The sequence below is a fragment of the Aliiroseovarius subalbicans genome (assembly GCF_022678625.1).
GTDB lineage: Bacteria > Pseudomonadota > Alphaproteobacteria > Rhodobacterales > Rhodobacteraceae > Aliiroseovarius_A > Aliiroseovarius_A subalbicans.
Window position 1 is genome coordinate 48,292 of sequence record NZ_JALBYQ010000008.1, and the last position, 13,590, is coordinate 61,881.

General features: G+C 61.9%; 14 protein-coding genes. 12 read left to right on the forward strand and 2 right to left on the reverse strand.

Annotated features, from left to right (window positions below; all coding sequences use genetic code 11):
• Positions 1–41 precede the first annotated feature (41 nt).
• The 11 genes from MN188_RS17195 (at position 42) to MN188_RS17245 (ending at position 11,170) form a co-directional block, all read left to right on the forward strand.
• Positions 42–1,061: a nuclear transport factor 2 family protein gene (locus MN188_RS17195; protein WP_242110554.1), complete on the forward strand. Its 1,020-nt coding sequence runs from the start codon at positions 42–44 to the stop codon at positions 1,059–1,061.
• Entirely contained in the window at positions 1,058–2,578 is a 1,521-nt protein-coding gene (locus MN188_RS17200) for a GMC family oxidoreductase (protein ID WP_242110555.1), read from the forward strand. The genes MN188_RS17195 and MN188_RS17200 overlap by 4 nt, the downstream gene beginning before the upstream one ends.
• Positions 2,575–3,105 (forward strand): ester cyclase, encoded by a 531-nt coding sequence (locus MN188_RS17205; protein WP_242110556.1) that lies wholly within the window; start codon positions 2,575–2,577, stop codon positions 3,103–3,105. Before MN188_RS17200 ends, MN188_RS17205 begins: the two co-directional genes overlap by 4 nt.
• A gap of 10 nt (positions 3,106–3,115) precedes the next feature.
• Positions 3,116–4,426 carry a histidinol dehydrogenase gene (gene hisD / locus MN188_RS17210; RefSeq protein WP_242110557.1) on the forward strand — a complete coding sequence of 437 codons (1,311 nt, stop codon included), beginning with the start codon at positions 3,116–3,118 and terminating at the stop codon, positions 4,424–4,426.
• Positions 4,426–5,469 (forward strand): ester cyclase, encoded by a 1,044-nt coding sequence (locus tag MN188_RS17215; protein ID WP_242110559.1) that lies wholly within the window; start codon positions 4,426–4,428, stop codon positions 5,467–5,469. The genes hisD and MN188_RS17215 overlap by 1 nt, the downstream gene beginning before the upstream one ends.
• The gene (locus MN188_RS17220) at positions 5,469–6,233 is read left to right on the forward strand and encodes an SDR family NAD(P)-dependent oxidoreductase (protein WP_242110561.1); all 765 of its coding nucleotides are present in this window, start codon (positions 5,469–5,471) and stop codon (positions 6,231–6,233) included. The genes MN188_RS17215 and MN188_RS17220 overlap by 1 nt, the downstream gene beginning before the upstream one ends.
• Positions 6,230–7,249, forward strand: coding sequence for a LacI family DNA-binding transcriptional regulator (locus MN188_RS17225; RefSeq protein WP_242110562.1), 1,020 nt, complete (start codon positions 6,230–6,232; stop codon positions 7,247–7,249). The genes MN188_RS17220 and MN188_RS17225 overlap by 4 nt, the downstream gene beginning before the upstream one ends.
• A complete protein-coding gene (locus MN188_RS17230) occupies positions 7,246–8,220 on the forward strand; it encodes a nuclear transport factor 2 family protein (RefSeq protein WP_242110563.1) in 975 nt (324 codons plus the stop codon). The genes MN188_RS17225 and MN188_RS17230 overlap by 4 nt, the downstream gene beginning before the upstream one ends.
• 148 nt (positions 8,221–8,368) lie before the next feature.
• Positions 8,369–9,331, forward strand: coding sequence for a cupin domain-containing protein (locus MN188_RS17235; RefSeq protein WP_242110564.1), 963 nt, complete (start codon positions 8,369–8,371; stop codon positions 9,329–9,331).
• Positions 9,332–9,356: 25 nt separating this feature from the next.
• On the forward strand, positions 9,357–10,481 hold the full coding sequence (locus MN188_RS17240) for a cobalamin-independent methionine synthase II family protein (RefSeq protein ID WP_242110565.1): 1,125 nt from the start codon (positions 9,357–9,359) through the stop codon (positions 10,479–10,481).
• Complete coding sequence (locus tag MN188_RS17245; RefSeq protein WP_242110566.1) at positions 10,478–11,170, forward strand: alpha/beta fold hydrolase; 693 nt, start codon at positions 10,478–10,480, stop codon at positions 11,168–11,170. Before MN188_RS17240 ends, MN188_RS17245 begins: the two co-directional genes overlap by 4 nt.
• Positions 11,171–11,236: 66 nt before the next feature.
• Here MN188_RS17245 and MN188_RS17250 read toward each other — a convergent pair whose 3' ends face one another.
• Positions 11,237–12,466 carry a urate hydroxylase PuuD gene (locus MN188_RS17250; RefSeq protein WP_242110567.1) on the reverse strand — a complete coding sequence of 410 codons (1,230 nt, stop codon included), beginning with the start codon at positions 12,464–12,466 and terminating at the stop codon, positions 11,237–11,239.
• A 99-nt stretch (positions 12,467–12,565) separates the two neighbouring features.
• Between MN188_RS17250 and MN188_RS17255 the strand changes: the two genes are divergently transcribed.
• A complete protein-coding gene (locus tag MN188_RS17255) occupies positions 12,566–13,492 on the forward strand; it encodes a LysR family transcriptional regulator (protein WP_242110569.1) in 927 nt (308 codons plus the stop codon).
• Here MN188_RS17255 and MN188_RS17260 read toward each other — a convergent pair.
• Positions 13,493–13,590 (reverse strand): hydroxyisourate hydrolase (locus MN188_RS17260; protein WP_242110573.1); only part of this gene is annotated, 98 nt, incomplete at its 5' end. It lies immediately after the preceding gene.

A 13,590-nucleotide genomic window follows, 5' to 3' on the forward strand; every position in this document is an offset into this window, starting at 1 on the left:
GATGGGCCGAGATTCCGTCTTACCGTTGCGAGGCAATTGACATGAGCGCACGTGCAAATCGCCCGGCGATGGGTGTCGCCACCGATGTCTCGCATGAAAACAAGGCGCGCTATCGTCAGTTTCTGAGCGCGTGTGAAACCGGTAATGTTGAACGGGCTGTGACAGGGGCTTTCCATACAGAAGCGAAGATAAACGCCAGCCATCCCATCAATGCGGCGCAGGACGGTGTTGGTTACTACAGCGATGTGGTCGCCCCGATCACGACGGCGTTCCAAGGCTGCACGCGCCAGAATTATGTTGTGATCGGGGGGGAATACCTCGGCACCGAATGGGTGACTTCAACAGGTTATTTCCACGGGCATTTCACCCGCCCGCTTTTCGGCATTCCGCCCAGCGGCAAGCTGGCCTTTCTGCGCTTCGGTGAATTTCACCGGATGGAGCACGGAAAGATCGTCGAAAGCCACGTTTTTCTGGGCTTTGCCGAGCTGATCATCGCGCTTGGGCTGTGGCCCCTGGCCAATAGCCAGGGATATGAGGGCGTGGTGCCGGGACCCGCGACCCATGACGGGATCGTTGTCGACCCGGCAGACCCCGCCCGCTCCCGTGCCTCCGCGGACCTTGTCGAAGGCATGTTGAAAAAACTCACCTCCGAAGACGAAGCCTGGCGCCCGGACTGGCATGACCGCATGGTCTGGTATGGTCCCGGCGGTCTTGGATCCTATGCCACCCTAGAGGCCTTTGCCGCGTTTCAACGCCCCTTCGAACTGACCTTTGACGGCTGGGGGGATGGCAGCGAGGCGGGCATCACCGGGGTTGGCGCCGATTGCAAGGCCGGGGATGGCGACTATGCCTTTCTCAGCGGCTGGCCGATGATCACCGGCGTGCATGTGCGCCCCTTCCTGGGGCTGGCCCCGACCGGCAAACGCGTCTTTATGCGTGACTGCGACTGGTGGCGGTGCGAGGACGGAAAGATCATTGAAAACTGGTGCATGCTCGACATCCCGCATGTGCTGATGCAGCTCGGATACGACCTGTTTGCCGAGGTGGAGAAGGCAGCATGACCCCCTCGGCTGACTTCATCGTTGTAGGCGCGGGATCGGCGGGCTGTATCGCTGCTGCCGAATTGGCGCGCCGGAACGTGGGACGCGTTCTGGTGTTGGAGGCGGGTCCGACAGATAACCACCCCCTTGTCAAAATGCCGTTTGGCCTGGCGTGGCTGATGGGAAGCAAGCGGGACTGGCGTTTCAAGACCTCACCGCAAAAGGGCCTTGGCGGGCGCCAACTTGCCGTGCCGCGTGGGCGGATGCTGGGAGGATCAGGTTCGATCAACTCCATGGTTTGGTTTCGCGGACGGCGTGACGATTTTGATGGCTGGGGCGTGAAAGGCTGGTCCTGGCGCGACGTTGAACCGGCGTTTGAATCGGTTGAGGCAAAGCTACAGCCAAAGCAGATGACCGGCGTGCATCCCTTGGTTCAGGCGCTGTCCGGGCTGTTTGGCGGCAATTCGGATGACGCGCCGACACCGGAATACGAAAGTGCCGGCATTTTCTGCTTCAACATGCGCAACGCGCGGCGCTGGTCGGCGGCGGACGCGTTCCTGCGCCCGGCACAAGACGCCCATGACCTGAAGGTCATGACCGGATGTGTGGTTGACCGGGTCGAGTTCGACAATGGGCAGGCAAAACGGGTCGTGCTGGTGGATGGTACGAAGCTGAGCGCAGCCAAGGGCGTCATCCTCTCGGCGGGGTCGATCAGCTCTCCGGCGATCCTCATGCGTTCGGGTGTTGGCCCAGAAGAGCACCTGAAGGAGCTTGGCATCGAGCTGGTTCACAGCGCACAAGAAGTCGGGGAGAACCTTCACGACCATCCCGCCGCCGGGCTGCACTTTGCCGGGCCCGGGTCTGGCTATGGCCTGACTTTTTCTCAATTGCTGGCCTGGGCCCTTGCGCCGTTTCGCTATCTTTTCACCCGCACGGGGCGCTTTGCCTCGCCCACGGTCGAAGGCGGCGCCTTCTTCAACGCGCGTGGCGACACGGGCGCGCCGGATGTGCAATGCCACTTCATCCCCTTCATGCTGGACTGGAAAGGCAGCCGTTTCACGCTTGGGTCGGGCTATTTCGCCGATGTCTGCGTGTGTCGGCCAAAATCACGCGGGCGCTTGCGCCTTGTGTCCAGCGACCCAAGGGTCGCGCCAGAGATCGACCTTGGGCTGTTCCAGGACGTTGACGATGTTGAAACGCTGGTCGCCGGGTTGAAGCGCCTGCGCACGCTGATGAACAAGGCCGCGTTCGGCCCCCACCGCGCGCCCGAAGTCCATCCCGGCCCCGCGGTGTCTTCGGACGACGCGTTGCGCCAGCATATCAAGACGCGGGGCGCGACCGCCTACCACCCCGTCGGCACCTTGCGGATGGGCGACGGCACGGCGCCGGTCACGCCGCGCCTGGCTGTCGCGGGGGTCCGCGGGCTTTGGGTCGCGGATGCGTCGGTCATGCCCGCGGTCACATCCGCCAATACAAACGCCCCGTCGATGATGATCGGCTACCGGGCCGCAGAATTCATAAGTGAGGATGCAGCATGAAAGGTTCCCGCCCCGAACAAGCGGTCCTGACCCGCGACACGGACATGTCCAAGACCGACGACACCCGCCGGGTGATCGAAAGCATGGTGGATGGCCTTAACGACCATCGCATTGCCGACATCGGCGAGTTTTTCAGCGAAGGATTCCGCTGGATGGGCAATCAAGGCTGCGGCACGAAAACCGGGTTGAAGGAGTTTCAGGACAATTGGCAGCGCCCGTTTCAGGCCGCGTTTTCCGACAAGACCTGCATCGACGAGGCGCGGCTTTACATGGGTGAATGGGCGGCGGCGTTCGGGCGACAAGAGGCCACCCATTCGGGGACCTTCCTGGGGATCGCGGCCACCGGAAAACGAATTGAAATCCGCTATATGGACTTCTGGAAGGTCGTCGATGGCAAAATCGTCGACAATTGGGTGAACGTGGACTTTGCCCATGTGGCCGCGCAGCTGGGCGTGGATATTTTCAATGGGGAAGGCTGGGAAGCCTATGATCGGGGGGAACGTGACGCCCCCCGGCCCGACAAGTGAGGACCATACAATGGCAATTGAATACCTGAAACGCGGCATGCCCGAAGCCGACCGTGCCGAAGATGACGCCAAGGTGCGTGCCGTTGTCGAGGCGACGCTGAAAGACATCGAGGCGCGCGGCGACAGCGCGGTGCATGAGCTGGCTGTCAAATTCGATGGCTTCGACCGGCCCTCTTACCGCCTGTCCGAGGAAGAAATTGCCGATCTCATGGCCCAGGTCGCACCGCGCGACCTTGAGGACATCCATTTCGCCCATGACCAGGTGGTGAACTTCGCCCGGATCCAGCGCGACAGCATGAAGGACGTCGAGGTCGAGACCCTGCCCGGCGTCATCCTGGGCCACAAGAACATCCCCGTGCAATCAGTGGGCTGCTATGTGCCCGGCGGCAAGTTCCCGATGGTGGCCTCGGCCCACATGTCGGTGGCCACCGCCAAGGTCGCCGGCGTGCCGCGCATCATCGCTTGCGTGCCGCCCTTCGAGGGCAAGCCAAATGCGGCGGTGATCGCTGCGATGAAGATCGGCGGGGCGGATGAAATCTATGTGCTGGGGGGCATCCAGGCGATCGGCGCGATGGCGCTTGGCACCGAAACGATTGACCCGGTGCACCTTCTGGTTGGCCCCGGCAACGCCTTCGTCGCCGAGGCCAAGCGCCAGCTGTTCGGGCGCGTCGGCATCGACCTGTTCGCCGGCCCGACCGAAACCATGGTGATCGCCGATGACACCGTGGACGCCGAGATGTGCGCCACCGACCTGCTGGGCCAGGCCGAACACGGCTACAACTCACCCGCCGTGCTGGTGACAAACTCGCCCAAGCTTGCCCGCGACACGATGAGCGAGATTGACCGCATCCTGAAGATCTTGCCCACCGCCGGCACCGCGGGCGTCAGCTGGCGCGATTACGGCGAGGTGATCCTGTGCGACAGCTATGACGAGATGCTGGCGGTCGCGGATGATATTGCGTCGGAACATGTGCAGGTGATGACCGACCGCGACGATTGGTTCCTTGAGAATATGACCTGCTATGGCGCGCTGTTCCTGGGACCGCGCACCAACGTGGCCAATGGCGACAAGGTCATCGGCACCAACCACACGCTGCCCACCAAGAAGGCCGGGCGCTATACCGGCGGGCTTTGGGTTGGCAAGTATCTGAAAACACACAGCTATCAGCGCGTCACAACGGACGAGGCCGCCGCCATGATCGGCGCCTATGGCTCGCGCCTGTGCCTGCTGGAGGGCTTTGTCGGCCATGCCGAGCAATGCAACCTGCGTGTGCGCCGCTATGGCGGGAAGAACGTGCCTTACGGCGAGGCTGCCGAGTGATGTCCACGCCCGCGCATCTCAAATCCCTGATTGCCCCATTGCGCAAGGCCATGGCGGAGTTTTCCGAGGATGGAGTGCGTGCGGTCTTGGGCGATGTTCTGGCTGACACGGCGCATGTGCGCCTCTCTCACCCGTTGGGCGAAATGGCGGGGGCCGCGCTCTACGACAACGCCTTTGCGCCCTTGTTTGCAGCCCTGCCGGACCTGGAACGCCGCGACCTGATCGTGGTTGCGGGAAACGATGGCGACGGCGGTGACTGGGTTGGCTGCATGGGGCACTACATGGGCACCTTCGCCGCGCCCTTTCTTGATATCCCCCCCACCGGCCACCTTGCCCATATGCGGTTTCACGAGTTCTTTCGCCTGGACGGGGGCCGCATTGTCGAAATGCAGGCGATCTGGGATCTGCCGGAATTGATGATGCAGGCCGGGGCCTGGCCGATGGTACCAAGCTTGGGGCGCGAAGTCTGCGTGCCGGGACCGATGACGCAGGATGGGCTGTCCGCGCATGATCCGGGTGCCAGTCAGGCCAGCCATGACCTGGTGATCGACATGCTGACCCAGCTGTCGCGCCACCCGTCCCAGGGCGGCCCCGAGATCATGCAGGCCGAACGCTTCTGGCATCCGCGCATGAATTGGTATGGGCCTGCGGGCATCGGCACTGCACGTGGCCTGGCGGGGTTTCGCAACTGGCACCAGATCCCGTTTCTGAACGCCCTGCCCGACCGCACCGGCGGCACCTCAGGCCCGTTGAATTCGCATTTCTTTGCCGAGGGCAATTTCGTCGCCGTCACCGGCTGGCCCAACATGCAAATGAGCGTGACCGGGAACGGCTGGCTGGGCATCGCCCCCGCCGGGCAGAAAATCACCATGAAAAGCCTCGATTTCTGGCGCATCGAGGGCGGGTTGATCCGCGAAAACTGGGTGCTGGTCGATCTGCTGGACGTCTATGCTCAGCTGGGCGTAGATGTGTTTTCCCGGCTGCGTGAGTTCAACAAAGCGCGTGTGCCGGGCCGCATTCCATTTCCGATAGGAGCCGCCTGATGACCCTTCCCAAGACCCCCTCTTTCCGACTGGACGGCAAACGCGCGCTGGTGGCCGGGGCCAGTTCCGGTATCGGCCTGGCTTGTGCGGCGGCCTTGGGCGAAGCCGGCGCCGAGGTCACCCTGGCGGCACGCCGGGTCGACGTGTTGGACGTGTTGGTCGATGAAATGACAGCTGCGGGCATGTCCGCCCGCGCCCTGCCACTGGACGTGGCCGACGTGGCAGGCACCCAGACGGCGGTGGCCGGTGCGGGCCCGTTCGATATCCTGGTAAACTCGGCCGGTCTGGCACGCCACAGCCCGGCCAGCGAGACCACCGAGGAAGACTTCGACGCAGTCGCGGATTTGAACGTCAAGGGTGCCTATTTCCTGACCCAGGCGGTGGCCAAAGGTCTGGCAGGCGCGGGCAGACCCGGCAGCCTGATCAACATCTCGTCGCAGATGGCCCATGTGGGCGGTTTGGATCGCGCGGTCTATTGCGCCACCAAACATGCGGTCGAGGGGTTCACAAAGGCGATGGCGATCGAGTGGGGCAAATCCGGCATCCGCGTCAACACGATCTGCCCCACCTTCATCCTGACCGACCTGACCCGTTCGACATTCGAGCAACCCGACAAACGCGCCTGGATCGAAGACAAGATCAAGCTGGGCCGCGTGGGCGCGGTTGAGGATATCATGGGCGCAGTGGTTTATCTGGCCTCGGACGCCTCGGGCCTGGTGACTGGCTCGGCGCTGATGATCGACGGCGGGTGGACGGCGGAATGACCACGACACGGGTGACATCGCAACAGGTTGCCGAACGCGCGGGCGTCAGCCAGTCGGCGGTAAGCCGGGTGTTCACCCCTGGCGCGTCTGCCTCGAAGAAAACCGTTGAGAAGGTGCGCAAGGCGGCGGCCGATCTGGGCTATCGCCCCAATGTTCTGGCCCGCGCGATGGTATCGGGGAAAAGCCGGATCATCGGGTTGATCGTGGCCTATCTGGAGAACCAGTTTTATCCCGAGGCGCTGGAGAAACTGTCGAACGAGCTGCAGCAACGTGGCTATCACGTGCTGATCTTCCTGGCCGAGCAAACCGCCGAAAATATCGATTCCGTGATTGAGGAAATCCTGGATTATCAAGTGGATGGTATCATCGCAGCCTCGGTCGCCATGTCTTCGGACCTGTCGGAACGGTGCCGCGCCGCGGGGGTGCCGATGGTGCTGTTCAACCGAAGCCAGGACGATGCGAACATGTCCGCGGTGACGTCGGACAATTACGCGGGCGGGCGTAAGGTGGCCAAGTTCCTGCTGGCCGCCGGACACCGCAAGATCGGCCATATCGCCGGCTGGGAAGGCGCCTCGACCCAGCGCGACCGCGAAGCGGGGTTCATCTCGGCCCTGGCAGAAGCAGGTATCGCCCTGCATTCGCGCGCCGAAGGGGACTTCGCGATGGACAAGGCCGCCGAAGCCACCCGCAAGATGTTTGCGGTCGACCCGCCCGAGGCCGTGTTCGTGGCCAACGACCACATGGCGATGGCCGTCATGGACACGCTGCGGTTTGAGCTGGGCCTCAAGGTGCCCGGGGACGTGTCGGTCGTCGGCTACGATGACGTGCCCGCGGCCGGGTGGCCCGCCTATGACCTGACCACCGTGCGCCAACCGGCCAACCGCATGGTTGCGGACACGATCGAGATCCTTCTCGATCAGATCGAAAACAATCAAGACGACCCACGTCGGATCGCCATTGACGGACCCCTGATTGTACGTGGGTCCGCCAAAATACCAGAAGGATGGACCACATGAAGGGGTTTGACCCTAAGTTCACCGATTTCCCGGATTACATCCTGAAAATCACCCGCGAGATTTGGGAAGATCGTGGCATCGCCACGCTTAACCATTACTACACCGATGACATCCCGATGCGGTTCCCCGAAGGTGTTTCGATCGGCAATCAGCGCACGATGAACGGCACCCTGGCCACGCTGGCCGAGTTCCCGGATCGCGAGCTGATGGGTGAGGACGTGATCTGGTCGGGCAACGAGGACGAGGGCTTTCTGTCCTCGCACCGCATCCTGACGATGGGCACCCATACCGGCGGCGGCTATTTCGGCCCGGCCACCGGCAAGCGGTTCGTGATCCGCGCCATCGCCGATTGCGCCGCGATCAATGACCAGATCAACGACGAATGGCTGATCCGCGACGTGGCGGGCCTGGTGAAACAGCTGGGCATGAAGCCCAAGAAGTTCGCCCGCGACCTGATCCGGCGCGAGGGCGGCCCGGCCAATTGCGTCAAGCCCTTCTGCCCCGCCGTCGATGTCGAGGGGCCCTATAAGGGGCGTGGCAACGACAATGAATGGGGCGCGCGGATGTCCGACATCCTGACCCGGATGATGGACAAGGATTTCGCCGTGATCCGGTCGGAATACGACCGCGCGGTGCAGACCGAGCATCCGGCCTCGACCACGGTGCATTCCTGGGCGGACACGGAAAAACTTTGGATGGGCCTGCGCGCGTCCTTCCCGAACGCCACATTCAAGATCGAACACCAGATCGGACGTGAAGATGCGATGCTTTCGCCGCGTGCGGCGGTCCGGTGGAGCTTGCTTGGCAAGCACGATGGCTGGGGCATGTTCGGTCAGCCCACTGGCGCTGATGTCTATGTGATGGGCTTCACCCACGCAGAGTTTGGCCCCCAGGGGCTGCGCCGCGAATGGACGCTGTTTGACCATGTGTCGATCTGGAAGCAGATCCTGATGCAGACCGGTGCCGTCTAAGTGGGCCTGTTTGCCTCATATCTTGATGCTAGCCCGTCTGCGCGGCGGTTTCACGCCCACCGCGCGTCCCTGCGCGCACGCCGTCTGAACAACCGCCCTCCTGGGGCTTCGGTCTGATCCGATCCCCCCCAAACCCAAGGAGAAAGACATGAGCAATATCCAAGACCGCATCGTTCGCTATGGCGACCTGAAACCCTGCAAGACCGCCTTTATCGACGCCCATACACCGGGCTCGGACCAGAAGGAAAACTTCACCATCATCGGTGGTGGTGTGTCGGAAAGCCCTGATCAGCACGTGCACATCACTGACCAGATCGGGTTCAACATCGGCGCGGCGGGGCAACCGCCCAAATGCCGCAATTCGCTGCACACCCACACCACCGCCGAGGTGTTCTTTGTGCTCAAGGGCCGCTGGCGGTTCTTCTGGGGACGCTATGGCACTGCCGGTGAATTCGTGGCCGAGGAAGGCGACATCTTCAACATTCCCACTGGCATTTTCCGTGGCTTTGAGAACATCGGCACCGACTACGGCATGATCATGGCTGTTCTGGGCGGGGACGATGCCGGCGGTGGCGTGACCTGGGCGCCTCAGGTGATCGAGGACGCCCGCGAACACGGGCTGGTTCTGGGCGAAAACGGCTCGCTTTACGACAGCAAGAAGGGCGAAAACCTGCCCGATGGGGTTGGCCCGATGCCGCTGTTGAGCGAGGACGAGCTGAAGGCTTTCCCCGAAGTGCCAGTCGAGGGCGTGATCCGCGACTATGTCGCCCGCTATTGGGATCTGATTGCGCTGGCTGGTGACAAGCCTGCGAAGGTGATCGGCGAAGACGCGCTGCTGCGCGACAGGCCTGGGTTCGAGGTTGATTTCCTGACCCGAGGCTCGATCGCCGACGAGATGCACAGCCACGACAAGCCAACGGTTCTGATGCCGATGCGCGGCCATTGGAAGCTGCGCTGGGACGGCGGGGAAACCGTTCTGAACCCCGGTGACACCTGCCTGATCAACCCCGGCGAAGCGCATGCCCTTGCGCCCTCGATGACCGGAGAGGCGAGCCTGTATCGCGTTCGCACGACGGACGATCCGGCGGGCCTGACCTGGTCCGGACGCTAATTTGAAACTCTGTGAGGAGCCCATTATGACACGCATCAAAACAACCCATGTGGGCTCCTTGCCACGCAGCCAGGACGTGGTGGATTTCATTTTCGCCCGTGAAAATGAAACCCCCTATGACCCGGCGGCGTTTGACGCCTGCATGACAGACGCGGTGTCCGACACCGTGCGCAAACAGGTGGACGCGGGGATCGACATCGTCTCGGACGGAGAGACGTCCAAGATCTCTTATGCCACTTACGTCAAGGACCGTTACACCGGCTTTGGCGGCGACAGCCCGCGCAATGCGCCCGCTGATCTGAAGATGTTTCCGGGCTTTCTGGAGCGTCTGGCCGATGACGGTGGCACACCGCAATACGCCCGGCCGATGTGCGTGGGCGAGGTGCGCTCAAAGGGCCAGGGCGAACTTGAAAAGGACATCGCGAACCTCAAGGCGGCGATGGCAGAACAGGGCGCCGAGCGGGGCTTCATGAACGCCGCCAGCCCCGGTGTGATCTCGCTGTTTCTGCAGAACGATTACTACAAATCGCGCGAGGCATACTTGGCGGCGCTGGCCGACGCGATGAAGACGGAATACGAGACCATCGTGGCGTCCGGGCTGGATCTGCAACTGGATTGCCCGGACCTTGCCCTGTCGCGCCACATGCTGTTCACCGACCTGACGGATGACGAGTTCCTCAAGGTCGCGAACATGCATGTCGAGGCGCTGAACCATGCGTTGTCTGACGTGCCGGCCGACAAGGTGCGCGTGCATATCTGCTGGGGCAATTACGAGGGTCCGCATTGCTGTGACATCCCGATGTCGAAGATGTTCGATACGCTGATGGCGACGAAATCGCGCTATGTGCTGTTTGAAACCTCGAATCCGCGCCACGGCCATGAATGGGCCACCTTCCGTGATCGCAAGGGCGACATTCCCGACGACAAGGTTCTGGTGCCCGGCGTGGTCGACACCACGACCAATTTCGTTGAACACCCCGAGCTGGTAGCGCAGCGGATCGAACGTTTCGCCGATATCGTCGGGGCAGAGCGCGTGATCGCCGGGTCGGATTGCGGCTTTGGCACCTTCGCAGGCTTCGGCGCGGTCGACCCCGACATTGCCTATGCCAAATTGTCGGCCCTGTCCGAAGGCGCGGCGCTGGTCAAATGACACCCCTGGTTCTGCTTCCCGGCATGATGTGTGACGCGCGGCTGTTCGCGCCGCAGATCGCCGCGTTTTCGGGGCGCCGGGCCATTCTCTGCGCGCCGATCTCGGATCGATCCAGCATCGCCGAGCTGGCCGCTGACATTCTGTCCTATGCGCCCCGGCGTTTTGCGCTGGCGGGCTTGTCGATGGGGGGCATCGTGGCAATGGAAATGTTACGTCAGGCCCCCGATCGGATCGACCGTATTGCGTTTTTGGACACCAACCCCTTGGCCGAACAAGACGAGGTCAAAATTCGCCGATTGCCCCAGATGATGGCCGTTCGTGAGGGCGGACTTGAAACCATCATGCGCGACGAAATGAAACCGAATTACCTGAGCGACGGACCCAGGCGCGATAAGGTGCTTGATTTGTGCATGGACATGGCGCTTGATCTCGGCCCGCATGTTTTTCTGAACCAATCCCGCGCATTGATGGATCGTGTCGATCAAACACAAACGCTTCGCGTTGCGGACATGCCTGCTTTGGTCCTGTGTGGACGCCACGACGCGCTTTGCCCGGTCCAGCGCCACGAAATGATGGCCGATCTGATCCGTGGTGCAACGCTGGACATAATCGAGGGTGCAGGCCATCTGCCCACGCTTGAACAACCTGAACACACCAATGCGGCGCTCGGCCGCTGGCTGGACGCCTGAATAGCTGGCACCTTGCTGGCTATGCTGGCACGGCAATGATGGCCAGGTGGTCAAGGAAAAGTTCGCTTACCCGGTCGCGTCCCGGTACCAGGCAACAATCGCGGCACGGGTTTCGCGGTCCATTTCGATCGCATTGGGCGGCGGCATGGCGTGGCTGACACCCGACTGAAGATAGACCTGCTTGGCATGGCGCGCGACATCTGCTTCGGTTTCCAGCACGACCCCTTTGGGGGCCGCGACCAGACCGTCCCAGGACGGTTCGCGGGCGTGGCACATGGAGCAGTTTCCAACCACGGCATAGAACGCCTCTTCGAACGTCTCGGTCGCCACGAATTTCTCTTCGTGCGCCGTCAAGGGACGTGCCTCAGCCTCTTCATAAGTTTCGGTGCCGCCGGCAGTCGACAACCACGCGATGGCGAGCATGAGCAAGGCGGTCACCAACCACGTCCAGTTCGGCCCGTTGCCCGTCTTGTGCATGGTGTTGAAATAGTGCCGGATCGTAACGCCGGTCAGGAAGATCAGGCTGGCGATGATCCAGCTGTACTGAGTCCCAAACGCCAGTGGATAGTGGTTCGACAGCATCAAGAACACGACCGGCAGGGTCAGGTAATTGTTGTGGGTCGAGCGCAGCTTGGCGATCTTGCCGTATTTCGCATCCGGGGTCCGCCCGGCCATCAGGTCACTCACCACGATGCGCTGGTTCGGCATGATCTGGAAGAATACGTTGGCGGTCATGATCGTGGCGGTAAAGGCACCCAGGTGCAGCAACGCAGCCCGACCGGTGAAAATCTGGTTATAGCCCCAGGACATCAGCACAAGGATTGCGAACAGGATCAGCATCAGGGTCGTCGGGCTATCGCCCAGCTTTGACTTGCACATCTGATCGTAGGCCAGCCAACCGATCGTCAGCGACCCACCCGAGATCACAATGCCCTGCAAGAGACTCAGCTCTGCCTTGGTCGGGTCCAGCAAGTACAGCTCCCCCCCCATCCAATAGACGATCATCAACAGGGCCGCGCCGGACAGCCAGGTGGAATAGCTCTGCCATTTGTGCCAGGTCAGGTGATCGGGCATGCTGGCGGGGGCCACCATGTACTTGACCGTGTGATAGAAGCCACCGCCGTGCACTTCCCATTCTTCGCCATGGGCGCCTTCGGGCAGGTTGGGGTTCGGCTTCAACATCAGGTCCAGCGCGATGAAGTAGAACGACGCGCCGATCCAGGCCATCGCCGTGATGACGTGAAGCCAGCGGATACAGAATTCTACCCAATCCCACATGATAGCCAGATCGTTCATGCCCATTCTCCCACGATTCAGATGAATTCGATCCTAGCTGATTGGGTTTCACTCTGGTATTATTATCAAAGACCAAGCAGCATCAAAAAAAACCGAATAATGTCCTATCTTGATAATATCCGCACGTTCGTTCGCGTGTATGAACTGGGTAGCATGTCTGCCGCTGGTCGCGATTTGCGCATATCACCGGCGGTGACGTCGTCGCGAATTTCCCAACTCGAAGGGCACCTTGGCGTGCGCCTGTTTCAGCGCACGACCCGCAGCCTGTCGCCCACTGAACAGGGGAATTCCTTTTACCGCGGGGCGACTGAAATCCTGGACGCTGTCGACAATGCCGAAGCGCAGATCGTCAACATCACCGAGAACCTGAAAGGCCCGCTGTATGTCGCGGCCCCTTTGGGGCTTGGTCGGCGTCTGATTGCCCCGCAAGTGCCGAATTTCCTGACCTCCTATCCTGAGGTCAGCATTCGTCTGCGCTTGACCGACAGGCGCGTTGATCTGACCACCGAAGGTCTGGACCTGTCCTTTTTCCTTGGCCAGCCCGAAGACAGCAATCTGCGCATTCGCAAGATCGCGGATGTTCAGCGGGTGTTGTGCGCCGCGCCGTCTTATGTTGAACGGAAAGGGATGCCGGTCTCTGGCGACGATCTGGTCGCCGATGGCCATGAGTGTCTGAGCCTGCGGTACCCCGGCGCGACCGAATTTCAGTGGCGCCTGGTGACGCCGGACGGGCCGAAACGGTTTCGTGTTGCGGGGCGGTATGAATGCGACGATGGCGACGTTCTGACCGATTGGGCGCTGGCGGGGCACGGGATCGCGATGAAGCCGGTGTTCGAAGTGGCCGAGCACCTGCGCTCGGGCGCGTTGGTCCCGGTTGCAACAGACGCGCCGCCCGAACCCATTCAGATGGCCTGCCTGTTCACACACCGGCGTATGCAGGACCCGAAAACCCGCCTGTTCATGGAATTCATGGTCGAACGGATCGGCGTGGCCATCCGGGAGTCCGATCAGGTCAGCAAAGTCTGATCAGCTTCCTCTGTATGTTGCGTATCCGAACGGCGACAGCAGCAGGGGCACGTGGTAGTGGGTGTTCTCGGACATGCCGAAGCGCAGCGGGATCAGGT